The 25,386-nt window shown below is 73.6% G+C and carries 17 protein-coding genes; 5 read left to right on the top strand and 12 right to left on the bottom strand.

Annotation, left to right across the window (positions count from 1 at the left end; translation table 11 throughout):
* Positions 1–111 precede the first annotated feature (111 nt).
* From AC2TEW_RS27400 to AC2TEW_RS27375, 6 genes are all read right to left on the bottom strand, one after another.
* A complete protein-coding gene (locus AC2TEW_RS27400) occupies positions 112–1,620 on the bottom strand; it encodes an ArnT family glycosyltransferase (protein ID WP_484626031.1) in 1,509 nt (502 codons plus the stop codon).
* A 210-nt stretch (positions 1,621–1,830) separates the two neighbouring features.
* Positions 1,831–3,738 (bottom strand): 1-deoxy-D-xylulose-5-phosphate synthase, encoded by a 1,908-nt coding sequence (dxs, locus tag AC2TEW_RS27395; protein WP_484626030.1) that lies wholly within the window; start codon positions 3,736–3,738, stop codon positions 1,831–1,833.
* A 295-nt stretch (positions 3,739–4,033) separates the two neighbouring features.
* Positions 4,034–5,293 carry a sugar ABC transporter permease gene (locus AC2TEW_RS27390; protein WP_484626029.1) on the bottom strand — a complete coding sequence of 420 codons (1,260 nt, stop codon included), beginning with the start codon at positions 5,291–5,293 and terminating at the stop codon, positions 4,034–4,036.
* The gene (locus AC2TEW_RS27385; protein ID WP_063794507.1) at positions 5,290–6,078 is read right to left on the bottom strand and encodes an ATP-binding cassette domain-containing protein; all 789 of its coding nucleotides are present in this window, start codon (positions 6,076–6,078) and stop codon (positions 5,290–5,292) included. Before AC2TEW_RS27385 ends, AC2TEW_RS27390 begins: the two co-directional genes overlap by 4 nt.
* 190 nt (positions 6,079–6,268) lie before the next feature.
* Positions 6,269–7,363 carry a sugar ABC transporter substrate-binding protein gene (locus tag AC2TEW_RS27380; RefSeq protein WP_484626028.1) on the bottom strand — a complete coding sequence of 365 codons (1,095 nt, stop codon included), beginning with the start codon at positions 7,361–7,363 and terminating at the stop codon, positions 6,269–6,271.
* A 178-nt stretch (positions 7,364–7,541) separates the two neighbouring features.
* Positions 7,542–8,738 carry an ROK family transcriptional regulator gene (locus AC2TEW_RS27375; RefSeq protein WP_033824436.1) on the bottom strand — a complete coding sequence of 399 codons (1,197 nt, stop codon included), beginning with the start codon at positions 8,736–8,738 and terminating at the stop codon, positions 7,542–7,544.
* Between the two features lie 301 nt (positions 8,739–9,039).
* Here AC2TEW_RS27375 and pepN point away from each other — a divergent pair, with 301 nt between their 5' ends.
* Positions 9,040–11,619, top strand: coding sequence for an aminopeptidase N (gene pepN / locus AC2TEW_RS27370; protein ID WP_484626027.1), 2,580 nt, complete (start codon positions 9,040–9,042; stop codon positions 11,617–11,619).
* Between the two features lie 165 nt (positions 11,620–11,784).
* Here pepN and AC2TEW_RS27365 read toward each other — a convergent pair whose 3' ends face one another.
* From AC2TEW_RS27365 to AC2TEW_RS27345, 5 genes are all read right to left on the bottom strand, one after another.
* The gene (locus AC2TEW_RS27365; protein WP_082527060.1) at positions 11,785–12,012 is read right to left on the bottom strand and encodes a hypothetical protein; all 228 of its coding nucleotides are present in this window, start codon (positions 12,010–12,012) and stop codon (positions 11,785–11,787) included.
* Between the two features lie 21 nt (positions 12,013–12,033).
* Positions 12,034–14,166 carry a 4-alpha-glucanotransferase gene (gene malQ, locus AC2TEW_RS27360; protein ID WP_484626026.1) on the bottom strand — a complete coding sequence of 711 codons (2,133 nt, stop codon included), beginning with the start codon at positions 14,164–14,166 and terminating at the stop codon, positions 12,034–12,036.
* Positions 14,167–14,290: 124 nt separating this feature from the next.
* A complete protein-coding gene (locus tag AC2TEW_RS27355; RefSeq protein WP_484626025.1) occupies positions 14,291–14,524 on the bottom strand; it encodes a hypothetical protein in 234 nt (77 codons plus the stop codon).
* A complete protein-coding gene (locus AC2TEW_RS27350; protein ID WP_484626024.1) occupies positions 14,521–15,006 on the bottom strand; it encodes a hypothetical protein in 486 nt (161 codons plus the stop codon). The genes AC2TEW_RS27355 and AC2TEW_RS27350 overlap by 4 nt, the downstream gene beginning before the upstream one ends.
* A 26-nt stretch (positions 15,007–15,032) precedes the next feature.
* Positions 15,033–16,055 carry a hypothetical protein gene (locus AC2TEW_RS27345; RefSeq protein ID WP_484626023.1) on the bottom strand — a complete coding sequence of 341 codons (1,023 nt, stop codon included), beginning with the start codon at positions 16,053–16,055 and terminating at the stop codon, positions 15,033–15,035.
* A gap of 309 nt (positions 16,056–16,364) precedes the next feature.
* Here AC2TEW_RS27345 and AC2TEW_RS27340 point away from each other — a divergent pair, with 309 nt between their 5' ends.
* Positions 16,365–20,129 (top strand): glycoside hydrolase family 84 protein, encoded by a 3,765-nt coding sequence (locus tag AC2TEW_RS27340; RefSeq protein WP_484626022.1) that lies wholly within the window; start codon positions 16,365–16,367, stop codon positions 20,127–20,129.
* 215 nt (positions 20,130–20,344) lie between these two features.
* Here the strand turns inward: AC2TEW_RS27340 and AC2TEW_RS27335 are convergent, their stop codons facing one another.
* The gene (locus AC2TEW_RS27335; RefSeq protein WP_033824416.1) at positions 20,345–20,977 is read right to left on the bottom strand and encodes an HNH endonuclease; all 633 of its coding nucleotides are present in this window, start codon (positions 20,975–20,977) and stop codon (positions 20,345–20,347) included.
* A gap of 360 nt (positions 20,978–21,337) precedes the next feature.
* Between AC2TEW_RS27335 and AC2TEW_RS27330 the strand changes: the two genes are divergently transcribed.
* The 3 genes from AC2TEW_RS27330 to AC2TEW_RS27320 all read left to right on the top strand — a co-directional run bounded on the left by AC2TEW_RS27330 (position 21,338) and on the right by AC2TEW_RS27320 (position 25,384).
* Positions 21,338–22,477, top strand: coding sequence for a mechanosensitive ion channel family protein (locus AC2TEW_RS27330; RefSeq protein ID WP_484626074.1), 1,140 nt, complete (start codon positions 21,338–21,340; stop codon positions 22,475–22,477).
* 218 nt (positions 22,478–22,695) lie between these two features.
* The gene (locus tag AC2TEW_RS27325) at positions 22,696–23,886 is read left to right on the top strand and encodes an ROK family transcriptional regulator (protein WP_484626021.1); all 1,191 of its coding nucleotides are present in this window, start codon (positions 22,696–22,698) and stop codon (positions 23,884–23,886) included.
* Positions 23,887–24,040: 154 nt separating this feature from the next.
* On the top strand, positions 24,041–25,384 hold the full coding sequence (locus AC2TEW_RS27320) for an extracellular solute-binding protein (protein ID WP_484626073.1): 1,344 nt from the start codon (positions 24,041–24,043) through the stop codon (positions 25,382–25,384).
* Positions 25,385–25,386 lie beyond the last annotated feature (2 nt).

Genomic DNA, 25,386 nt, shown 5'->3' with positions numbered 1-25,386 from the left:
GGGGGCGGTACGGCGGGGGCGGTGCGTCAGGGGCGGCGGGGCGGGTGCGCGGTTCTCCCCCGGGCCCCGCCCGGGAGGTGCCGCTACGCGCCCCCGGGGCGGGCGTGCGGGTCAGCGCTTGAGGCGGTAGATGACGGTGTCGCCGGTCATGCCGACGACCTCGTAGTGGGACTCCAGCAGGCTCTCGATCCGGGGCACCAGCTCGGGGTTGTACGGGGCGGTGCCGGAGTCGTCGACGACCACCTCGGGGTAGCCCTTGGCGAGCTCCGCGTCGAAGGTCTGCCAGGCCTCGGAGACGCTGTACTGCTCGCCGACCTGGCGGCCGTCCTTGCCTCCGCTGAAGTTGGTCAGGAAGCCGGCCGTCAGGTAGCGGGAGACCGGGCGGCGGTCGGCCAGCCAGTACAGCTCGGGGTGCATGCCCCAGACCAGCACGGTGTCCTTGGGCGTGGTCTGGGCGGCGACCGCGGTGGCGACCTCGGTGGTCTGGTAGAGCCGCTGGCCGGGCCAGAAGACCGCGAGACCCCAGAAGAAGGTCGCGGCGACCGCCGAGTAGACGGCCACCGGCCGCCAGCGGACCGCCGAGGTGGAGACCGCGCCGACGCCCAGCAGCACCAGCGGCGGCATCAGCTGCAGGTAGTAGTGGCCGAAGAAGTGGAACCCGACGCTGACCGCGACCACCGAGGACAGCAGCCAGATCCACAGGTCGCTGGTGGAGCCGTGCTCCTCCTGCGCCGTCGGCAGCGTGCCGCGCCGCCGCAGCCAGAAGCGGTACCCGACGGGGGCGAGGAAGCCGAGGCCGGCCGCGAGCAGGATGCCGGAGTTGCCGAGGGCGCGGCCGAGCATCTGCAGCCAGTTGGAGCCGAGGGTGGCGTAGTCCCCGCTGCCGGTGACCACCCAGAACAGGAAGCCCTTGGGCTTGGTGAGGATGGCCGCGACCAGCGCTATCGGCAGGGCGAAGCCGAAGGCGGTCTTGAACAGCGCGGGCCGCCAGGGCACCCCGCGGTGCCGGACGTCCTGGAACAGCATCCACAGCACCGGCAGCATCACCGCCCCGCCGGTCTGCTTGGTCAGCGAGCAGAGCGCGACCGCGATCCCCGCGGCCAGCCAGCGCCGCCGCTCGGCGTACCGGAAGGCGGCCACCATGGCGGGCAGCATGAAGACCTCGAAGGTCGCCGCCTGGGTGTCCTCCGGGGACAGCCCGATGGACAGCAGCAGGTAGAACGCGCCCGCCGCGGCTCCGGCCCGGTTGCCCCAGCGGCCGCGGGCCAGCGAGGCCAGCAGGACCGCCGTGACCAGGTGGGCGACTATCGCCAGGGTGCGCAGCGGCCACAGCGAGGCCGAGCCGAAGACCGCGAAGCAGGCCTCGTACAGCCAGGGCAGCAGCGGGGGCTTGCGGTCCACCACGGTGTCGTACAGCACGCCGCCGTCGGCCAGCATCCGGGCCTGCGTCGCGAGGTAGCCCTCGTCGGGGCTCCACACCGGCCGCAGGAAGGACGGGAGGTGGGTGACCACCGCGATCAGCGCGAGCACCGGGACCACCCTGGTCCAGTACCCGGTCCGGACGCGTTCGGGTACGCGTGCGGTCAGGGCGGCGCTGAGGCGGCTGGTGTTGATGGGCACGAGTGACAACCTACCGGGCGGTCAGTGGGCGGGCGCCGGCGGTCCCGGCATCGGTACGGATGGTCCGGTCACGGACGACGGTTCCCGGAGCGGCGATCCGGGCCCGGGCGGGTCCGGCCCCGGGTCCCCCGGGCGGTCCCGGCGCCGGGTGCGGAGCGGCCCCGGGAGCGGCGGTACCGCTCCCGGGGCCGGCCGGGTCGGGCGGGCCGGTCAGGCCTGGACGGCCTCGGCGCCGAGCCGGGCGACCAGTGCGGTGACCTGCCGGGCGATGTCCGGGGCGGTCAGGCCGATCTCGGCGAGGATCTGGTCGCGGGTGGCGTGGTCCAGGAACTGCTGCGGGATGCCGAAGTCGCGCAGCGGCAGGTCGACGTCGGCGTCGCGCAGGGCCTGGGCGACCGCCGAGCCGACGCCGCCGGCCCGGCCGTTGTCCTCGACCGTGACGACCACCCGGTGCTCGGCCGCGAGGCCGGGCAGCGCCGGGTCGACCGGCTTCACCCAGCGCGGGTCGACCACGGTGGCGGTGATGCCCTGGGCGGCGAGCAGGTCGGCCAGCTCCAGGCAGAGCGGGGCCATCGCGCCGACCGAGACGATCAGCACGTCGGCGCGGCGGCCGTCGTCCGAGGGCTCGCTCTCGCGCAGCACGTCCATGGAGCCGACGGTGCCCACGGCGGGGACCGCGGGGCCGACGGTGCCCTTGGAGTAGCGGACCACGGTGGGCGCGTCGTCGACCTCGACGGCCTCGCGCAGCTGGGCGCGGAGCTGGTCGGCGTCGCGCGGGGCGGCCAGCCGCAGCCCGGGGACGACCTGGAGGATCGACATGTCCCACATGCCGTTGTGCGAGGCGCCGTCGGTGCCGGTGACCCCGGCCCGGTCGAGCACGAAGGTGACGCCCAGCTTGTGCAGGGCGACGTCCATCAGGACCTGGTCGAAGGCCCGGTTGAGGAAGGTCGCGTAGACCGCGACCACCGGGTGCAGACCGTTGGTGGCCAGGCCCGCGGCGGAGACGGCGGCGTGCTGCTCGGCGATGCCGACGTCGAAGATCCGGTTCGGGAAGGCCTTGGCGAACGGCGCCAGGCCCACCGGGTGCAGCATCGCGGCGGTGATGCCGACGATGTCCTTGCGCTCGCGGCCGAGGGCGACCATCTCCTCGCCGAAGACCGAGGTCCAGTCCTTGCCCGCGGTCTTGATCGGCAGCCCGGTCTCCGGGTGGATGACGCCGACCGCGTGGAAGCGGTCCTCGTCGTTGTTCTCGGCGGCGTGGTAGCCGCGGCCCTTCTCGGTCAGGCAGTGCACGATCACCGGGCCGCCGAAGCCGCGCGCCTTGGTGAGCGCGGACTCCAGGGCGGTGAGGTCGTGGCCGTCGATCGGGCCGATGTACTTGATCCCGAGGTCCTCGAACATGCCCTGCGGGGCGATGAAGTCCTTCAGGCCCTTCTTCGCGCCGTGCAGCGTCTCGAACAGCTGCTGGCCGACCACCGGGGTGCGCTGCAGCGCGTCCTTGCCCCAGGACAGGAAGCGCTCGTAGCCCTGGGTGGTGCGCAGGGTGGCGAGGTGGTTGGCGAGGCCGCCGATGGTCGGCGAGTAGGAGCGCTCGTTGTCGTTGACGACGATGACCAGCGGGCGGTCCTTGGCGTCGGCGATGTTGTTGAGCGCCTCCCAGGCCATGCCGCCGGTGAGCGCGCCGTCGCCGATCACGGCGACCACGGGGCGGTCCTTGTGGCCTTGGAGCTGGTTGGCCTTGGCCAGGCCGTCGGCGTAGCCGAGCACGGTGGAGGCGTGCGAGTTCTCGATCACGTCGTGCTCGGACTCGGCGCGGGACGGGTAGCCGGACAGGCCGCCCTTCATCCGCAGCTGCGAGAAGTCCTGGCGGCCGGTGAGCAGCTTGTGGACGTAGCTCTGGTGGCCGGTGTCGAAGAGGATGCGGTCGCGCGGCGAGTCGAAGACCCGGTGCAGCGCGATGGTCAGCTCGACCACGCCGAGGTTGGGGCCGAGGTGGCCACCGGTCTTGGAGACCTCCTCGACCAGGAAGCCGCGGATCTCCTCGGCCAGTGCGGCCAGCTGCGCCGGGGTGAGCCGGTCGAGATCGCGCGGTCCCCTAATGCGGGTCAGCAGGGCCACCCGTTCCTCCTCGTTCACAAGTTCCCGGGCCCGGGACGAGCCCGACGGGCGGCGTCGCCCGTGGGTGCGGGGTGCTTCGGCGCGGGGCCGGCACACCCTTGACCGGTCGAGTCTAATGTCCGCCTGCCGGACGCCATGCGGCACGGCGGTTGTCGTACTGATCGCACCGGTGGCGTCCGGGCCGGCGGCCGGTCGTCCGACGCCGTCCCATCAGCACCGATGGACCCTCCACCGACACGACGAGGCCCGGCACCCGAATGGTTCGGGTGCCGAGCCTCACACCGTACGGCGGTTGTCAGCCGCGGCCGGAGGACTTCTGGGTCCGGCGCGAGACCGAGTCCAGGACCACCGCGCCGAGCAGGACCGCGCCGGTGATCATGTACTGGATGGCCTGGTTGACGTGGACCAGGTCCAGGCCGGTGATGATCGACTGGATCACCAGGATGCCGAGCAGCGCCGACCAGGTCTTGCCGCGGCCGCCGAACAGGCTGGTGCCGCCGATGACCGCCGCGGCGATCGAGTTCATCAGCACGCTGCCGCCACCGAGCAGCTTGTCCGCCGAACCCTGCTGGGAGGCGATGAACAGGCCGCCGAGCGAGGCCATGCCGGCCGAGATCATGAAGACCGAGATCCGGACCCAGGCGACGTTGATGCCCGCGCGGCGGGCCGCCTCGACGCCACCGCCGACCGCGAAGATCTGCCGGCCGTAGGACGTGCGGCGCAGCACGAAGTCGGTGACCACGACGATGCCGAAGAAGACCACCAGGGGCAGCGGCAGGCCGCGGTCCTGGTTCAGCATGTACGCCGCGACCAGGCCGATCACCGCGATCACGCCGGTGCGCAGGGCGATCTCGCTCATCGGGCGGGCGGCGAGGCCGGCGGCCGAGCGGCGGCGGCTGTCGATCAGTTGGCCGGCGCCGAACAGCGCGATGCCGAGGAGCGCGAAGGCCCAGGTGAAGAAGACGTCGCCGTCACCGAGGAAGTAGGTGTCGAGCTTGGCGATCACGCCGTCGTTGAGCAGGTTGACGGTGCCCTTGTCGCCGAGGACGGAGTTCTGCAGGCCCATCCAGGCCAGCATGCCGGCCAGGGTGACCACGAAGGCCGGGACGCCGATCTTGGCGAAGAAGAAGCCGTGCAGGGCGCCCATGCCGATGCCGACGCCCATCGCGATCAGGACGGCCAGCCACTCGTTGAGGCCGGAGCGCACCGAGAGCACCGAGGCCATGGCGGCCGAGACACCGGCCACCGAGCCGAGCGACAGGTCGATCTCACCGAGCAGCAGCACGAAGACGATGCCGACCGCGATCAGGCCGGGGCCGGCGATCCACTTGGTGATGTTGGTGAGGTTGTCGGCGTTCAGGAAGTCGCCGGAGACGGTCTGGAAGATGGCGGCGATCAGGATCAGTCCGAGCACGACCGGCACCGAGCCGAGGTCGCCGCTCTTCATCTTCCGCTTGAACTCTTCGAGGTAGCCCGCGAAGCCCGCCTCGCGGACCAGCAGCCGGGGGTCGATCGCGGCCGGCGGCGTGTCGGTGGTGGTCTGGTTGGTGGTCACTTCGCGTCCTCCGCGAGACGTGCCTGACGCCGGGTCACGGCGTTCTCGGTGGCGCCGGTGATGGCGGAGATGATCTCCTCGTGCGAGGTGGAGGCCACCTCGAAGACACCGTTGTTGCGGCCGAGGCGCAGCACCGCGACGGTGTCGGCGACGGCCTTGACGTCGGCCATGTTGTGGCTGATCAGGATCACGCCGAGGCCCCGCTCGCGGAGCCGCTCGACCAGGTCGAGCACCTGGGCGGTCTGCTCGACGCCGAGGGCCGCGGTGGGCTCGTCCAGGATGACGATCTTCGGGTCGCCGACCAGGGCGCGGGCGATGGCGACCACCTGGCGCTGGCCGCCGGAGAGCGCGGCGATCGGGATGCGGACGCTGGGGATGCGGATCGACAGGGTGTCGAGCAGCTCCTTGGCGCGCTTCTCCATGCCGACCTCGTCGAGCGTGCCGAACTTCTTCAGCTCGCGGCCGAGGAAGAGGTTGCCGACCACGTCGAGGTTGTCGCAGAGCGCCAGGTCCTGGTAGACGGTGGCGACGCCGAGGTGCTGGGCGTCCTGCGGGCGGTTGATGCCGACCGGCTTGCCGTCCCACTCGATGACGCCCTCGTCGATCGGGTGGACGCCCGCGATGGTCTTCACCAGGGTCGACTTGCCGGCGCCGTTGTCGCCGACCAGGGCGACCACCTCGCCGGCGTGGACCTCCAGCTGAACATCGGTCAGCGCCTGGACGGCGCCGAAGCGCTTGGAGACCCCGCGCAACGCCAGTACGGGTGCGCCTGTCACGTGAACCATCTCCTTCGTTCCGCGCCGCCCGCTACCGGGCGCGGCACGGCCGCCCGCGCGCCGGCCCGGGCGCGAAGGGGTAGTGCGAAAAGGGTGGGGGGCGTGGCGGCTGCCTTCACGTCCGGAAGGCAGGGGGTGGGCACGTCACGCCGGGGCGGGCGGCGCCTCCCGGGGAGGGAGGCGCCGCCCGCTCGGGGGATTACTGCAGGCCGGCCGCGGTGCAGGCGGCGGCGAAGTCCGCGGTGCAGATGTCCGAGGCCTTGTAGAGGCCGTCGGCGATCACCGTGTCCTTGATGTTGGCCTTGGTGACGACCTTCGGGTCGAGCAGCTTGGCCGGGATGCCCTTGTCGGTGTCGCTGTCGATGCTGGCGGAGGCGACGGACTTGATGTCCTTGCCCTGCAGCAGGTCGACGGCGAGCTCGGCGGCCGAGTCGGCCAGCGGGCGGTAGGCCTTGTAGATGGTGTAGGCCTGGTCGCCCGACACCAGGCGCTGGATGGCGTCGAGGCCGGCGTCCTGGCCGCCGACCGGGACGGTGATGCCCGCGCCCTTGAGCTGGGTGATGATCGCGGCGGCCATGCCGTCGTTGGCGGAGTAGACGGCCTGGAAGCCGTCCTTGCCGAGCTGGGTGATGGCGGCGCCGACCTTCTGGCCCGCGACGGTGGGCTTCCACTCACCGGACTGCTCGTAGACGACCTTCTTGACCTTGCCGTCGAGGACCTTGTGCGCACCGGCCTTGAACTTGCCGGCGTTCGGGTCGGCGTCGTCACCGTTGATCATCACGATGTTGGCGTCGGCGGCCTTGGCACCCAGGGCGTCGACCAGGGCCTGCCCCTGCAGCTCGCCGACCTTCTCGTTGTCGAACGAGACGTACGCGGCGACCGGGCCGGTGGCCAGGCGGTCGTACGCGATGACCTTGACGCCCTTGTCGGCCGCCTCCTTGACCCAGGACTGGGTCGACTTGGCGTCGAAGGCGTCCAGGATGATCACCTTCACACCCTGCGCGATCAGGGTGTCGAACTGCTGCTTCTGCTTGGCCGCGGAACCCTCGGCGTTGGAGTACTTGACGTTGCAGTCCGCGCAGAGCGCCTTGACCTTGGCCTCGATGAAGGGCTTGTCGAAGGACTCGTAACGGGTGGACGAGGCGTTCTCGGGGAGCAGCAGGCCGATCGACTTGGTGTCGCCGGACGCGGCGCTGTCCTTCTTGTCACTGCCGGCCTTGCCGCAGGCGGCCATGGAGAGGGCCATCGAGACCGCGGCGGTACCGATGACAGCGCGACGCATCATTGCGTTCATGGTGGGGGTGCCTCCCTGACAGAGCCGCAACGTTGCGGCGAGGTGGAAGGGAGTCAACCCGTCTCGTCGGCTTGTCGTCAATAAGTAAAACCGGAACTCGGGGGATTCGAACCCTTTCGTTATCTTCCTGAAGGCGAAGCCGAGACCAACCGGCCCCGGCGCCACCTCTGCCGACCGGTCAGGCCTGGGCCGCCACCGCCGGGCCGGTCTGCCGGATTGCGCCGGATTCACCCATCTCGCTCATCACCAGGGCGAGCGCGCCCAGCACCTCGGCGCGGCCCCCGAGGGTGCCGGGGACCACCGACAGCTGCCGCGCCGCGCTCGGGATCGCGTACCGGGCCACGGAGTCCCGGATCGGGGAAAGCACCAGCTCACCGGCCTCGGCGAGGTCCCCGCCGAGGATGATCCGGCGCGGGTTGAGCAGGTTGCACAGGGTGGCCACGCCCATCCCGATCTGCCGGCCCGCGTCGGCGATCACCCGGCGGCAGCCGAGGTCGCCCTGCTGGGCCAGCTGCACCACCTTGGTCAGGGTCAACTCCCCCGGGTGGTTGGCGTTCAAGAGGTTGAGCAGGTAGCGGGAGCCGACGAAGGTCTCCAGGCAGCCGCGGTTGCCGCAGCGGCAGACCGGCCCGGCCTCGTCCAGCGTGATGTGCCCGATCTCGCCCGCCGTACCGCCGGGCCCCCGGTAGATCTGGCCGTTTATCACCAGCCCGGAGCCGACACCGCTGGCCACCTTGATGTACGCCAGGTCGCCGAGCCCGCGCCCGGCGCCCCAGACCAGCTCGCCCAGCGCGCCGAGGTTGGCGTCGTTGTCGACGTGCACCTCCATGCCCAGGCGCTGGGCCAGCTCCTTGCCCGGTGCGATGCCGGTCCAGCCGGGCAGGATCGCGGTGGAGCCGAGCGCGCCGGTCTCCAGGTCGATCGGCCCGGGCACGCCGAGGCCGACGCCGATCACCTTGTCCGGCCGGAAGCCCGCCTGGGTCAGCAGCCGCTCGACCATGGCCTCGGCCCGGTCGAAGCCCTGCTGGGCCGAGACGTCGACGTCGATCGGCTCGCTCTCCTCGGCCAGCACCCGGTGCGCCAGGTTGCCGACCGCGACCCGCAGGTGGGTGTGGCCGAAGTCGACACCCACCACGATCCCGGCGTCCCCGCTGAGCGAGACGCTGCGCGCCCGGCGCCCGCCCGAGGAGGTGTCGGCGACCACGACGGTCCCGCTCTCCTTGAGCTCCCGGACGATGTTGGACACCGTGGCGGCCGACAGTCCGGTGCCACGGGCGATCTCGGCCTGGGTCAGCGAGCCGGCCATCCGCACCGCACGCAGGACCCTTTCGAGGTTGGCCCGGTGCAGCGACGACTGCGATCCCGGTGTGTCCATCGACATGATTCACCCTCCCAGGGCACGGGGACTCGACCGTCCCCGCCCCTGCCGCGCCATTGCGGCGGAGCTCCGTGGCTTCGGTGGTCGTCACCCGGCGGTGTTGATCCCTCAACCAGCTGTTCAGCTTCAACTTCTGAACTCTAAGCTCAGCCCCCCACCCGGCGCCGGGTCAAACGCCAACCGGGACCGTTCCGAAACCTGGGTGCGCCCCCGCACGACCCCGGATATACGCAGGTCCGCGCCGGACCCGGCATGGGAGGATGCCTCTGCATCCGAGCCTGACAAAGGAGTCCTGCGAGTGCCTGGCACCAACTTGACCCGTGAGGAGGCCCGCACCCGGGCCCAGCTCCTGCACGTGGACGCGTACGAGATCGACCTCGACCTGGGCACCGCCCGGGCGGGGGGCACGTTCCGGTCCACCACCGTGGTCCGGTTCTCCGCCACGACGCCGGGCGCCGACAGCTTCATCGACCTGGTGGCGCCGAGCGTCTCCGAGATCGTGCTCAACGGCGAGTCGCTCGACCTCGCCCTGTTCGCCGACAGCCGGATCGCCCTGCCGGGCCTGAAGGCGCAGAACGAACTGCGCGTGGTCGCCGACTGCGCGTACACCAACACCGGCGAGGGCCTGCACCGCTTCGTCGACCCGGTCGACGGCGAGACCTACCTGTACACCCAGTTCGAGGTGCCGGACGCCCGCCGGGTGTTCGCCAGCTTCGAGCAGCCCGACCTGAAGGCCACCTTCCGGTTCACCGTGACCGCCCCGACCGGCTGGGTCGTGGTCTCCAACTCCCCCACCCCCGTCCCGGCGGGCGAGGGCGACACCCAGGTGTGGTCCTTCGAGCCCACCCCGCGGATCTCCTCGTACATCACGGCGCTGGTGGCCGGCCCGTACGTGGGCGTCTTCGACGAGTACGCCAACGGCGACCAGCGGGTGCCGCTCGGCGTCTACTGCCGCCCGTCGCTGCGCGAGTTCCTGGACGCCGACGCGGTCTTCGAGGTCACCCGGCAGGGCTTCGACTACTTCCAGGAGAAGTTCGACTTCCCCTACCCGTTCGCCAAGTACGACCAGCTCTTCGTCCCGGAGTTCAACGCCGGCGCGATGGAGAACGCGGGCGCGGTCACCCTGCGCGACCAGTACGTGTTCCGCTCCAAGGTCACCGACGCCGCCTACGAGGGCCGCGCCGCCACCATCCTGCACGAGCTCGCCCACATGTGGTTCGGCGACCTGGTCACCATGGAGTGGTGGAACGACCTGTGGCTGAACGAGTCGTTCGCCACCTTCGCCGAGGCGGTCTGCCAGGCCGAGGCGCCCGGCTCCAAGTGGCCGAACTCCTGGACCACCTTCGCCAACCAGATGAAGACCTGGGCGTACCGGCAGGACCAGCTGCCGTCCACCCACCCGATCATGGCGGAGATCAACGACCTGGAGGACGTCCAGGTCAACTTCGACGGCATCACCTACGCCAAGGGCGCCTCGGTGCTCAAGCAGCTGGTGGCGTACGTCGGCCAGGACGCCTTCTTCGAGGGCGTGCGCGCCTACTTCAAGCAGCACGCCTGGGGCAACACCCGCCTCAGCGACCTGCTCGGCGCCCTGGAGAAGGCCAGCGGCCGGGACCTGAAGACCTGGTCCAAGGCCTGGCTGGAGACGGCCGGCATCAACGTCCTGCGCCCGGCCCTCGAGGTCGCCGCCGACGGCACCATCGCCTCCTTCGCGGTCCTCCAGGAGGCCCCGGCCCTCCCGGCCGGCGCCAAGGGCGAGGCCGTGCTGCGCCCGCACCGGATCGCCATCGGCGTCTACGAGCTGCAGGACGGCGCGCTGGTGCGCACCGACCGGATCGAGCTCGACGTCGACGGAGCGCGCACCGAGGTCCCGCAGCTGGCCGGCCGCGCCAAGCCCGCCGTGCTGCTGCTCAACGACGACGACCTGTCCTACGCCAAGGTCCGCCTCGACGAGGGCTCGCTGGCCGTCGTCACCGAGCACCTCGGCGGCTTCACCGAGTCGCTGCCGCGCGCCCTGTGCTGGGCCTCCGCCTGGGACATGACCCGCGACGGCGAGCTGGCCGCCCGCGACTACCTGTCGCTGGCGCTGTCCGGCCTCGGCCGGGAGTCCGACATCGGCGTGGTCCAGTCGGTGCAGCGCCAGGTCAAGCTGGCCCTGGACGCCTACGCCGACCCGGCCTGGCGCGAGCAGGGCCTGGCCCGCTGGGCCGCCGCCGCCGAGGAGCAGCTGCGCGCCGCCGCCCCCGGCAGCGACCACCAGCTGGCCTGGGCCCGGACGCTGGCCGGCGTCGCCCGCACCGACGAGCAGCTCGCGCTGCTGGCCGGCCTGCTGGACGGCTCCACGGTGCTGGACGGCCTGGCCGTCGACACCGAGCTGCGCTGGAGCCTGCTCGGCCGCCTGGTCGCGACCGGCCGCGCCGACGACAAGGCGATCGACGACGAGCTGGTCCGCGACCACACCGCGGCCGGCCAGGAGCACGCCGCCAGCTGCCGGGCCTCGCGCCCGACCGCGGCCGCCAAGGCCGAGGCCTGGGCCTCGGTGGTGGAGTCGGACGAGCTCACCAACTACGTCCAGGAGGCCGTCATCGGCGGCTTCCAGCAGTCCGACCAGCGCGAGCTGCTCGCCCCCTACACCGCCAAGTACTTCGCCGCGGTCAAGGGGATCTACGAGACCCGCAGCCACGAGATCTCCCAGCAGATCATCGTCGGCCTGTACCCGTCCTCGCAGGTCGAGCAGGCCACCCTGGACGCCACCGACGCCTGGCTGGCCTCGGCCGACCCGGCCCCGGCGCTGCGCCGGCAGGTGGTGGAGGCCCGCGCGGGCATCGAGCGCGCGCTGAAGGCCCAGGCGGCGGACCGCGCGGCGGGCGCCCGCTGACCCGGGGCCGGACCCCCCGTCAACGTCCGGGCCGCCGCCCGGACGGGACCGCTGCGACACGACGGCCGCTGCGACACGACGGCCGCTGCGACACGACGGCCGCTGCGACACGACGACCCCCGCCGCCTCCGAGGAGGCGACGGGGGTCGTCGGTACGGGCTGCCGTTACTTCTTGTTCTTGCCGAGCGTGGGCAGCAGGCACAGGCCGGCGATCACCGCGAAGAGCACGATCGGGAGCGCCACGAACAGACCGAGCGTCTGGGCGACGCTCAGGCTCTGCCCGGGGTCGTCACCGTCGTCCCGGACCAGCGCCATGGCGGGCGACGACATCAGCATCATCAGCGTGGCCGCTGCGGAGACCGCACCAGCGCGCATTGCGTTCCTCTTGTCCACGTTTCCCAAGGTACCGGCCGCCTACCGGGCCCCGCGCGCCGGGGTCCGCCTTCCGGAGTGCCGGGGCGCCAGCGCCGCCAGCCGCGCGGTCCCGGGCGCGGCGGCCAGCTGCTCCAGGGTGACCGGGCAGCCGGAGGCGTCCGCCACCGGCAGCCGCCAGTTCGGGTACTGGTCCCAGGTGCCGGGCAGGTTCTGCGGACGCGGGTCGCCGACCGTGTCCGGCAGCCACACCCCGACCAGGTCGGCCGGGGTGGCGAGCAGGAAGCCGTACAGCGCCTCCGGGGTGAGGTCCTCGCCGGCGCCGATCAGCCCGGCCCGGATCAGCTCGGCGTGCCACTCGGTCAGCTCGGCCGCCGCCTCGGCCTGTTCCTCGCCGAGCGGACGGGCCAGCAGCCCGAGCCGGTGCCGCAGCTCGACGTGCTCCCCGGTCAGCCGGGCCGCGGTGCTCGGCAGGTCATGGGTGGTCAGGGTGGCCAGGCAGCCGGACCGCCAGCGCTCCGGCGGCAGGATCGCGCCCTTGTCCTGCCAGTCCCGCTCGAACCACAGCACGGAGGTCCCGAGGACGCCGCGGGCCGTCAGCTCCTCGCGCACCCCCGGCTCGACCGTGCCCAGGTCCTCGCCGATCACCGCGGTCCCGGCGCGATGCGCCTCCAGCGCCAGCACGCCGAGCATCGCCTCCGCGTCGTAGCGCACGTACGCGCCCCGGGTCGGCGGCTGCCCGGCCGGCACCCACCAGAGCCGGAACAGGCCCATCACGTGGTCGATCCGGACCGCCCCCGCGTGCCGGGCCGCGGCCCGCAGCAGCTCGGCGTACGGGGCGTAGCCGGCCTCCGCGAGCGCGTCCGGGCGCCAGGGCGGCAGGCCCCAGTCCTGGCCGTGCGCGTTGAAGGCGTCCGGCGGGGCGCCCACCGAGATGCCCTCGGCCAGGACGTCCTGCAGCGCCCAGGCGTCCGCGCCGTCCGGGTGCACGCCGACCGCCAGGTCGTGGATCAGGCCGACCGCCATCCCGGCCCGCTCGGCCGCCTGCTGGGCGAGGCCCAGCTGCTCGTCCACCAGCCAGGCCAGCCAGCGGTGGAACTCCACGGACGCCGCCGACTCCTGACCGGCCCTGACCACCTGGGGGCTGCCGGGGTGGCGCAGCCCCTTCGGCCAGCGGTGCCAGTCGCTGCCGTGCACCTCGGCCAGCGCGCACCAGGTGGCGTACTGCTCCAGCCACTCGCCCTCGCGGGCGACGAACGCCCGGTACGCCGCCTCGCGGCCGACGCCCCGCGGGACGGTGTGCAGGATCTCCAGCGCCTGGCGCTTGAGCGCCCAGACCGCGTCCCGGTCGATCAGGCCGTCGTGCCGCAGCACCTCCTCGCGCAGCGCGGCCGCCCGGCGCGGCAGGTCACCGAGGTCGGCGTACGCGTGCTCGGGCACCGCCTCGATCCGCAGGTGCACCGGGTCGGCGAAGCGGCGCGAGGACGGGCGGTACGGCGACGGGTCGGAGGGGGCCCCGGGCAGGCCCGCGTGCAGCGGGTTGATCTGGACGAAGCCGGCGCCCAGCTCGTTGCCCGCCCACTGGGCGAGCTCGGCCAGGTCGCCCAGGTCGCCCATCCCCCAGGAGCGCCCGGACAGCACCGAGTAGAGCTGCGCCAGGAAGCCCCAGCTGCGGCCGGACGGCTCCGGGACCTTCTGCGGCGCCACGATCAGCGCGGCGGCTCCCTCGCGCTCCCCCAGCCGGGCGGTGAGCCGGTGGCGGCCGAGCGGGAGGTCGGCGGGCAGCCAGTGCGAGTGGCCGGTGGGCAGGGTCCAGGTGCCGCCGTCCTCCAGCTCGATGCCCAGGCGGACGCCGGCCGGCACGTCCAGCGCGGTACGGCGGCCGGCCCGCGCCACGATGCACGGCGGCAGCAGGCGGGCGGCCTGCGCGGCCCGGTGCCGCTCCAGCTCCGCCGCGACCGACCCGGGGGTGGCGGCGTCCACGCCGAGCGCGGCCAGCACCGCGACCAGGGTGTCCGGTGCCACCGGGACCGGCCCGCTGCCCGGGTCGTAGGTACTGTCCACCCCGTACGCGTGCGCCAGCGCGACCAGCTCCGGCGGCGGCGCCGGACTGTCCTCGGCGGGCACCTGCTGCCCGTTGCCACCGGTCTCGTCACGGTCCAGGAATGCTGCCACTCTGCGGCTCCCACAGGTCTGAAGGGCACCCGATGCTGCGGACAGCCACAGTCCTACCCGTACCGGGGGCCCGCGACCCCGACCGACACGGGGCGGCGGCGCCCCGGGCTCCACTGACCATCCGTCAGTGACCCAGCAGGGCAGGAGCGATGAACATCAGACCCACGAGCACCCAGCCCGCCCCCACCCACCTGAGCGTGTCCGCCGTGGCCCTGCGGGCGGGAAGGATCCGGCCGAGGAAGGCGAGCAGCCGCCCGGCGGCCCCGCCCAGGTCGGAGGCCAGGAGCGCACCCGCGAGCAGCAGGACCACCCCGGTCCAGGCGAACGCCCCGGAGCCGGGGCCCGTTCCGGACATCATGTCCCCTCCTTCCGCGGCCAGGCTCCCGGCCTGACCGACTGCCAGTACCGCACCATCGCGGCGTACTTGTCGTCGAAGGAGGGATCGCCGCGCCGGATCCCGTCCTCCAGCGGGGGCATGCGCAGATCGCGTCCGTCGAGGGTGCGCAGCTGTACCGTCCTGATGACGCCGAAGCCGGGATGGGCGGACTCCTGCACGTCGATCGACCCGACCTCGTCCCAGGCCACGGAGCGCCGCATCAGCCCTCCCCGGCTCATCCGGACACCGTCCGGACCGAGCGACGTCGAGCCCGCGTTGTACATCCACACCCCGGCCTGGGCTGCCACGCCGCACAGCACCGCCACGGCCGCGGCGGCGGTTCCCCGGCCGCCCGGGACCGCGTACCCGATCAGGGCCACGACCGCTCCGGCCACGAGTGAGAGGCCGAGGATCCGCAGCCGCTCCCCGCGGGACTGGGTGAACACCAATACGCCGGATTCCACCTGATCTGCTCCTGGTGGTCGAAGGGTCAGTCGGCCGGGGTTCCGGCCAGGAAACGTTTCGCCGCCCGGACGGGGACCGCCCACAGCCAGGCGGCGAGTACGGCGGCGAGGAACAGCACCAGCGGGCCGCTCCTCAGCCAGCCGCCACCGCCGCCGGGCGGGTAGACCCGCTCGGGCGCGCCCACGTCGACGGCCGCGTACCGCTGCCCCGGGGGGAGCGGGCCGGGCGCGCCCCGCAGGGTGAGGTGGCCGCGGGCCGGCCCGCCGTCGGTGCTCGCGAAGTCGCCCCAGGTGTTGCAGCTCCCGTCGGCGCCGCAGCGGCTGCCGGTGACCGTCCAGACGCCCGGCCGGCCGTGGCCGAAGCGGGCGGAGAGGTCCGGCTGTGCCAGGCCGAAGAACACCAGGACCAGCAGGACCCACGCGACGGCGCCGCCGAGGTACTCCCAGCCGAACCGGGCGACCCCCGCGAGGTCGGCCCCCCAGGGCCGAGCCGCCCGGTCGCTCGCGTCGGCCGCCCGCTGCTCCTCCCGGCGGCGCAGCTCCGCCGGCAGTGGCCCGCGGATCTCCAGCCCGGGCGCGTACACGGCCAGCAGGGCCGAGACGCGGGCGAGGTCCGGTGCCCAGCCTCGCACCGGGAGGCCGGCCAGCGCGATCCCGTCCGCGTCGCCGAGATCGAGGTCGGGCGGGGCGGCGGCGTCCTCGGCCGCGAACCCGACCGTCAGGAACGGGACGTCGACGCCGCAGAGCCTGATCTCCCGGAAGGCCAGCGACCTGACGTGCCGCCAGGGCAGTGTCATCCGCCCGGCGGCCGGGCGGGCGCCGGGGAGCGCGAGCAACAGGCCGGCCGGGCCGATCCGCAGCACCGTCCGGGCCCGTACCAGCAGGGCGGCCGCCGTCGCGCCGAGCACGGCCGCCAGCACGACGGAGATTCGGCCGAACCAGGTGGGCGCGGGGGCCAGGGCGGCGAGCGCCAGCCCGGCGGAGCCGGACAGGGCGCCCGGCAGGGCGCCGCTGCGCGCACGGGCGGCCCGATAGACCCGTCGACCCATCGAGCTGCACCGTCCATCAGGAGGTCCGGTGTCCACGCCGGTCGTGAACATCCGTCAGTGACGGTAACTATGGCCCCTCGGGACAGGCCCGTCACCGGGTTCGGTCAGGAGCGGGCCCTGCCGCCCCGGGACCGGCCCGGCCGGCCGAGACGACGACAATTCCGACATTCATCGCAATGAAGCCAACGGCGTTGACACCGGACGAGGTAGCTGGTGGGCTGGGCCGCCGAGGCGGGTCAGAGTGGTGCGGCAGTTCGGTGATCCGCGGCGGCGGTCGGTGAGCTGCGCTTTCGGTGCGAGGAGGCTCCTGTGCAGGCGCGCGTTTCTGAGGCGGCGGGACGGCGGCTGAGGCACCGGATCGAGCACAGCCCCGCCCTGCGCGAGGTGCTGTGGCACCCGGCCGCGCTGGCCGCCCGCCGGACCGCCGCCCGGACCGCCCGCCAGCTGGCCCCCAGGGCCGCCGACCGGTTCATCGCCGACATCAAGGGCACCGCCCCGCTGCTCGCCTCGGTGCGCGCCGAGCGCCGGTCCGGCCGCCGCAGCAGCACCCTGCAGCTGGCCGCGACGCTCTCGGCCGCCGCCGTGGTCGGCGGCCTGCTGATCACCGCGCCGCCCGGGTACGCCGCCCCGCCCGGCGACCAGCGGGTGGCCAGCGCGCCCGCCGAGGTCACCCCGCTCGGCTCGATCGCCGACCCGCAGGTGTACCCGCGCCCGCAGCAGCTCAAGTCCGCCGGCCGGCCTGTCTCGGTACCGCAGGCCGTCAGCCTGGTGACCGGTGACGGCGCGGACCCGGCGGCGCTCGACGTGGTCCGGCAGGTGCTGGCCTCCGCCGGGGCCGCCGAGGTGACGCCGATGCCGGAGGCGCCGTCGCCCGCCGCCGGTTCGCTGGTGGTGTACGTGGGCGCAGCGGGCGCGCAGGCGGACCGGATGCTGCACGACCTGGCCGCCGCCGGCGGCGCCGGCCAGGACAGCGCGGGCCTGCCGGCCGGCGGGTACGTCCTGGCGGCCGGGCAGCTGCCCGCCGCCGGGGGCGGCACGTACGGCGCGGTGGTGCTGGCGGGTGCGGACGGCCCCGGCACCTTCTACGCCGCGCAGAGCCTGCGCCAGCTGCTCTCCCCGCTCGCCCCGGGCCAGGGGCAGGGCGAGGGCGCCAAGGGCTTCCCCGGCATCGCGGTCCGGGACTGGCCGAGCGGCGCCCCCGTGCGCGGCACCGCCGAGAGCTTCTACGGCACCCCGTGGACCGCCGCGGAGCGGCTGGCGCAGATCGACTTCCTCGGCCGCACCAAGCAGAACTTCTTCCTGTACGCGCCGGGCGGCGACCCGTACCGGCTGTCCCGCTGGCGCGAGGCCTACCCCGCGGCGCAGGCCCAGGAGCTGGCCGAGCTGGCCGCCCGGGCCCGGGCCAACCACGTCACCCTCGGCTACGCGATCGACCCCGGACAGTCGTTCTGCTACAGCTCCGGCAAGGACGTCGACGCGCTGCTGGCCAAGCTGGAGTCGCTGCGCCGGATCGGCTTCCGCTCCTTCCAGCTGCAGTTCCTGGACGCCAGCTACGACGAGTGGCACTGCGGGGCGGACCGCAAGCTCTTCGGCACCGGGCCGGCGGCCGCCGCCAAGGCGCAGGCCGGGCTGGTCGGCAAGGTCCGCGAGCGGCTGTCCAAGCAGCCGGAGATGGCACCGCTGTCGGTGATGCCGACGGAGTACCAGAAGCAGGGCGCCACCCCGTACCGCAGCGCGCTGGCGGCGGCGCTGCCGGTGGACGTCCTGGTGGCGTGGAGCGGCGGGGCGGCCATCCCGGCGAAGGTGGCGGGCAGCCAGCTCGACGACACCGCGGCGCTGTTCAGCCGGCCGCTGGTGACGATGGACAACTACCCGGTGAACGACTCCACCCCGGAGCGGCTCTACCTGGGCGCCTACACCGGCCGGGACGCCGCGGTGGCCAAGCGTTCGGCGGTGCTGCTGACGGCCGCGATGAGCCAGCCGGTCGCCTCCCGGCTCCCGCTGGCGACCGCCGCGGACTTCGGCTGGCAGCCGGACGGCTACCAGCCGCTGGACTCCTGGCGCGCCGCGCTGCACGCGCTGGCCGCCGACCCGGCCGAGCTGGCGGCGCTCACCGCGCTGGCCGGCAACAGCTCCTCCTCCCCGCTGTCCCGGGAGGAGTCCGGTTACCTGGCGCCGCTGCTGGAGCGGTTCTGGGCGGTCCTGGAGCCGACCGGCGGCACCCCGCCCGACCTGGCCAAGCTGACCGAGGCGGCCGGCCCGCTGCGGGACGCGTTCGCCACCATGACCTCGGCCCCGCAGGTGCTGTCGGGCGACGCGATCGGCCCCGAGACCGGCCCGTGGCTGGCCAAGCTCGCCGCGTACGGGCAGGCCGGGCAGGCCGCCGTCGACATGCTGGTGGCCCAGCGCGGCGGGGACGGCAACGCCGCCTGGGACGACCGGATCCGGCTGCGCAGCCTGCGCGAGCAGCTGGACGCCAGCCCGGTGACGATCGGCGGCAGCGTGCTGGACGGCTTCCTCGAACGGGCGGTGCAGTCCGCCGACACCTGGTCCGGGATCACCGCCGGCGGCGCGACCGCCGCCACCACCTTCGGCAGTGCGCACGACCACGTGCCGGGGCTGATGGCCGACGGCGACGCCTCCACCTTCTACTGGAGCGCCGGACCGCCGACCGCGGGCGACACCGTCGGACTGGACCTGGGCACCGCCCGGCCGATCGGCCGGGTCACCGTCCTGATGGGGTCGTGGGGCGACGGCCCGGACGCGGCCGCCGCGGCCGGGGACTACCTGCGCGACGCGGTGCTGGAGTACTCCACCGGGTCGGGCGGCTGGCGCCAGCTGGCCCGGGTGCACAACCAGCAGAGCATCTCGGTGGACGCCCCGGCGGGCACGGTCGCCAAGGCCGTCCGGCTGCGGGCCACCGCCGGGCAGAAGACCGCGGTGGCGATCCGCGAGTTCACCGTGGCCGCGCCCGGTGACAGCCCGGCGAGCGTCAGCGCGCCGCCCGCCGCACCGGGCTCCTCCGCGGCGGCCGTACTGGACGGCGACCCGGACACCGCCTGGCGGGCGGCCGGCGCGCCGAACAGCGCCACCGCGCCGCTGACCGTCGAGCTGGGCGCGGCGCGCCCGCTGGACCGGGTGACCGTGCTCACCGACCCGACGGTCCGGGCCGCGGCCACCGCCGAGGTGCGGCGCCCGGACGGCAGCTGGGTGGCGATCGGCGCGGTGAAGCCCGGCTACAACGAGCTGCCGGGCGGGGGCGTCCCGGCCGAGGCGATCCGGCTGGTCTGGGAGCCGGGCGGCGAGGCCCCCGTGGTCAACCAGATCATCCCCTGGTACGCCGACGTCCCGGCCGCCCGGCTCAGCCTGTCCGCCGCCACCCTCGACGTGGTGGCCGGCCAGACGGCCCCGGCGCAGACCAAGGCCGTGCTGGAGGCGGGCCGCCCGGAGGGCGCGGCCGGCCAGCTGAAGGCCGAGGTGCCGGCCGTCGCCCAGGGGCTGACGGTGACCCCGGCGGGGGCCGTCACGGTGCCGCGCGGCGCGAAGGTCGGGTCCCCGGTGCTGGTCACCGCGGCGGCGACCACGCCCTCGGGCACCTACCAGGTGCCGATCACCTTCACCGTGGGGACGCTGACCGTGCGCCAGGTGCTCCAGGTGCACGTGGTGCCGCCGACCGGCGGCCCGGACCTGGCCAGGACCGGCACCGCCAGCTCCTCCGGCGACGCGTCGGCGTCCCAGCCCGCCTCGGCGGTCACCGACGGCGACCCGAAGACCCGCTGGTCCGCCAAGGCGACGGACGACGCGTGGGTGCAGATCAAGCTGCCGCAGAAGGTCCGGCTGGGCTCGGCGGTACTGCACTGGCAGGAGGCGTACGCCTCCGCGTACCGGCTGGAGACCTCGCCGGACGGTGTCACCTGGACCACCGCGGCCGTGGTGGACGACAGCACCGGCGGCACCGAGACGGTGCGCTTCGACGCCCCGGACACCCAGTACCTGCGGGTCCAGGGCGTGGCCAGGGCTACCGCCTACGGCTACTCGCTCTGGGGCGTGGAGGCCTACGCGGTCACGCCGTGACACCCGGGCGGCCCCCGGGAGCCCTCCGGCGGGCCGACTGCGGTCCGGCTGCGGCGTGCGGGAGGCTCCGCGCGCCCTGGTGAGCTTCCGTGCGCCGGGCGCGACCGCCGTGTCGGGGTCCCCGGGGCAGACGGCGGGCCGCCTGCGCTCCCGCTGGGGGTGCACAGGCGGCCCATGAGGCGTACCGATTGATGTGTCGGGCAGGCCCTTGTCTGTCAGGCGGAGAGCGGCTCGGGCTGCTCACCGCGGCGGATGGGGCGGGACCGGCCGTGCGGGCCCGGCAGGACGCCCCCGGTGTCGGTATGGTCGTGGTGCTCGAAGCCGCTCAGCTGCTGGTGCAGCTGGTCGAGACCGCCGTACGGCTCCAGGTAGGGGCGCCAGCGCGGGTCCTTGATCCCGGTGCCGATCACCCGCCAGGCGAGGCCGCTCGGCGCGGCCGGGGGGTGCTTCATCCGCCAGCCGAGTTCGGTGAGGTGCCGGTCGGCCTTGGTGTGGTTGCAGCGGCGGCAGGCCGCGACCACGTTGTCCCACCGGTGCTGGCCGCCCCGGCTGCGCGGGATGACGTGGTCGACGCTGGTGGCGGCGGCCCCGCAGTAGACGCAGCGCCCGTGGTCACGGGCGAACAGTGCGCGGCGGGTGAGCGGGACGGGCCCGCGGTAGGGGACCCGGACGAAACGGGTCAGTCGGACGACGGACGGCGCCGGGACGGCGCTGGTGGCGCTGTGCAGAGTGATTCCGGAGTCCTCCAGGCAGACCGCCTTGTGACTGAGGACCAGGATGAGTGCGCGGCGCATCGATACGACGCCGAGTGGCTCGTACGACGCGTTGAGGACCAGGACATGCGGCACGGAGGCCTCCTTGGACGCCTGCGGCGCGTGGCTCGCGCCGGGACGAGCGGGTGACCGCGCATTTTGAGCGCGATCTCCCCCAGTGTCGCCTTACGTCTTCGTGTGGCGCCACCATTTCCTTCCTAACAGATCGTTCGGTAACGGACAGTGCTGCTATCCACGCACGCCGGTGTGCGTTCCGTCATACCCGGTATGCCCAACCGTCGCCTCCCCTGCACCCGGGATGCCTGGTGGGAGCGGGTGCAGGGGAGTCCGGCCGGCTGACGGCGCGTCCGCCCGGGCGGGGATCGGCCGCTAGGGTTGCGGGAACGGTCCGCCCCGGCCGGGCGGCCCGTTACTGCTCCCGCCCGGAAGGAAGCCCTGCACGTGGTTCGGTCCGCCCCGGTCAGCCTGCTCGCTGACGCCACCCCCTCACCCGCCCCCGCCTCGCCGTCGCTGACGTTCACCCTGCCGACCAGCGCGGACGAGGTGAGCAGCTCGACCAAACAGGCCGCGAGCTGGCTCGACGCGAACTGGCAGGGCTGGGTCGAGGGTGCGCTGCGGATCCTGTTCATCGTGCTGCTGGCCCTGGTGCTGCGGGCGATGGTCCGCAAGCTGATCGACAAGCTGATCGCCCGGATGGGCCGCCCCTCGGAGGCCGAGGCCGAGCTCGGCCGGCTGGGCGGGCTGCTGGCCAACAGCGGCATGGTCAACACCGAGCGCCGCCAGCAGCGCTCGGAGGCGATCGGCTCGGTGCTGCGCAGCGTGGCCTCGTTCACCATCCTGGGGACCGCCGCGCTGATGGTGCTCTCCGCCCTCGGGGTGAACCTGGCGCCGCTGCTGGCCAGCGCCGGTGTCGCCGGTGTGGCGATCGGCTTCGGCGCCCGCAACCTGGTGACCGACTTCCTGTCCGGGGTCTTCATGATCATGGAGGACCAGTACGGCGTCGGGGACGAGATCGACACCGGGGTGGCCACCGGCACGGTGCTGGAGGTCGGCCTGCGGGTGACCAAGCTGCGCGGCACCGGCGGCGAGATCTGGTACATCCGCAACGGCGAGGTGAAGCGGATCGCCAACATGAGCCAGGGCTGGGCGACCGCCGCCGTGGACGTCCAGGTCGGCTACCGGGAGGACCTGGAGCGGGTCGAGGCGCTGATCGCCGAGACCGCGGCGCAGCTGACCAAGGAGTCCCCGTTCGACGAGCTGATCTGGGGCCGGGTGAAGGTGCTGGGCGTGGAGTCGGTGGCGGCGGACTCGGTGGTGCTGCGGCTGGAGGCGCGCTGCTCGCCGGGGAACGCGGCGCTGATCTCGCGCACGCTGCGGCTGCGGCTGAAGGCGGCGTTCGACCTCGCGGGGGTGAAGCTGAAGGAGGAGCCGGCGCCGGCGGCCGTGGCCGCGGCCGCGCCGGCCGTGGACATCCTGCCGCCGTCGGTGCTGGCCGACCCGGGCTCGCTGCGGTCGCTGGCGGCCAAGCCGATCCCGCCGCAGGCGCCGGACGGCGCCGCGCCCGCGGGCGGCTGAGCGCCGCGGGCCGTCGGCCCGGAGCCCCGTTCCCCCTCGTGGGGAGCGGGGCTCCGGGCTTTTCCGGGCACGTTCGCGGATCGGGCGCGGCAGGGCCATTGACACCCGGCCGGGCCGGGATCTACGGTCCTCCCAAGGAATTGGAAACTTTCCTAACAGTTCACCTGGCAACCAGCCCCGGGCAGCACAGCCCCCCGTCGGCAGAGGAGGATCGGGCCGTGACCGACAACACCCGCTCCCGCTCGCCGCTGGCCGGCACCCCCAGCCTGCTGCGCGCCATCAACGACCGCGCCGCGCTCGAACTGCTGCTGGCCAACGGCCCGCTCTCACGCACCCAGATCGGCACCCTGACCGGCCTGTCCAAGCCCACCGCCTCCCAGCTGCTGGCCCGGCTGGAGACCGCCGGACTGGTCGTCCCGGTCGGCACCACCGCCGGCGGCCCCGGGCCGAACGCGCAGCTGTACCAGGTCAACCCGGCCGCCGGATACGTCGCCGGGCTGGACGTGACCACCACCCACATCCGGATCGCGGTCGCCGACATCACCGGCAACACGCTGGCCGAGCAGCAGGTGCCCACCAAGGGCTGGCCCGCCGCCGGGACCGTGCCGCGGGTCGCCGAGGCACTCGCCCGCACCGTGGCCGCGGCCGGGCTCGCCGAGGGCAGCCTGCACCAGGTGGTGCTCGGCATCGGCGGCGCACTCGACCCGGTCACCGGCAAGCTGCGGTACGCCTCCCACCTGCCGGGCTGGCACTCACCGCGGCTGGTCGCGGAACTCACCGGGGCGATCGGCGCGCCGGTCACCATCGAGAACGACGTCAACCTGGCCGCCATCGCCGAACAGGCCGCCGGCGCCGCCCGCGGCAGCGAGGACTTCGTACTGCTCTGGGCCGAGGAGGGCATCGGCGCCGCGATCGTGATCGCCGGCCGGCTGCACCGCGGCTTCACCGGCGGCGCCGGCGAGGTCGGCTACATGCCGGTGCCCGGCTCCCCGGTCGTCCACGACGTCCGCCGCAAGAACTCCGGCGGCTTCCAGGAACTGGCCGGCGCCCCCGCCGTCCTGGCGCTGGCCCGCGAGCACGGGCTGGGCGCACCGACCGCGGAGGCCGCGGTCGCCCTGGCGCCGGGGACGCCCGGCGGCGAGGAGTTCCTGGCCGTCCTCGCCGACCGGCTCGCGGTCGGCCTCGCCGCCATCGTCTCCGTGGTCGACCCCGAGCTGCTGGTGCTGGCCGGCGGCATCCCGACGGCCGGCGGCGAACGGCTGCGCGAGCTGGTCCAGGAGTCGCTCGCCAGGATCTCCATCCCCCGGCCGGAGGTGCGTTCCAGCGGCGTCCCCGGCTCCCCCGTCCTGCACGGCGCCCTGCAACTCGCCCTCGCCACCGCCCGGGACGCCGCCTTCTCGACGCACTGACCCCGGGCCACCGCCGACCAGCCATGAAGCCGCAGCCGCCGCGGCTCCCCCTCGGGGCCGCGGCCCACCCGACCACCACCGAAGGCACCCCCACGCACGGGCCGACGGGCCATGCCGCCTGCCCCCGTACCTCCAGGAGAACCCACCAGTGGACATCACCCGCAGAACGCGCCGCGCGCTCGCCGCCCTGACCTCCACCGCCTGCCTGGCCCTGCTCGCCACCGCCTGCACCGGCACCAACGCGGCCGGCGGCCAGGACGGTTCGGCCGCCGGCCAGGACGTGACCATCACCTTCTGGCACGGCTGGAGCCAGGACAACGAGGTCAAGGCGATCGCCGACAACGTGGCCGCCTTCGAGAAGCTGCACCCGAACATCCACGTCAAGGTGGTCGGCAACATCGCCGACGACAAGAGCGAGCAGGCGCTGCGGGCCGGCGGCGACGCCGCCCCCGACGTGGTCTCCTCGTTCACCACCGACAACGTCGGCAAGTTCTGCTCGGCCGGGGTCTGGGCGGACCTCAAGCCGATGCTGCAGAAGGACGGCATCGACCCGGCCACCACCTTCCCGGCCGCGATGCTCCAGTACAGCCGGTTCCAGGGCAACCAGTGCTCGCTGCCGCTGCTCGGCGACGCCTACGGCCTGTACTACAACAAGACCGCCTTCGCCGCGGCCGGGATCACCGCGCCGCCGAAGACCTTCAGCGAGTTCGAGGCCGACGCCGTCAAACTGACCGTGGCCGACGGCGACGGCTTCAAGCAGCTCGGCTTCATGCCGAACTACCACGGCTACGAGTCCACCCCCTCGCACTTCCTCGGCCAGTACGGCCCCGGCTACTTCGGCGCCGACGGCAGGTCCGACATCGCCACCGACCCCAAGGTCGCCGCGATGTACACCTGGCAGAAGGGGCTGGTCGACAAGCTGGGCGGCTTCGACAAGCTGGAGAAGTACCGCACCGGCTTCGGCGACGAGTTCAGCGCCAAGAACCCCTTCACCACCGGCCAGGTGGCGATGGCCATCGACGGCGAGTGGCGCACCGCCTCCCTCGCCGAGGACAAGCCCGACTTCGAGTGGGCCACCGCACCGTTCCCGGTGCCCGACGACCAGGCCGCCAGCTACGGCCGCGGCTACCAGACCGGCACCATCATCGGCATCGCCAAGGGCAGCAAGAAGCAGACCGCCTCCTGGGAGCTGGTGAAGTACCTGACCACCGACACCGACGCGGTGGTCTCCTTCGCCAACGCCATCCACAACGTGCCCAGCACCCTCGCGGCGCTGAACTCGCCGAAGCTGGACGCCGACGCCAACTTCCGCACCTTCATCGACATCGCCAAGAACCCGAACTCCGGCACCACCCCCGCCAGCGTCAACGGCGGCGCCTACCAGGTGTCCATGCAGAACCTCGGCTACGAGTTCGAGGCCGGCAGGCAGACCGACCTGAAGGCCGGCCTGGCCGCCACGGCCAAGGAGATCGACGCCGCGATCGACCAGGCGAAGTGACC

It is taken from the genome of Kitasatospora sp. NEAU-CNBT7 (assembly GCF_057220535.1).
This window is presented reverse-complemented; position numbering and strand designations above follow the sequence as displayed.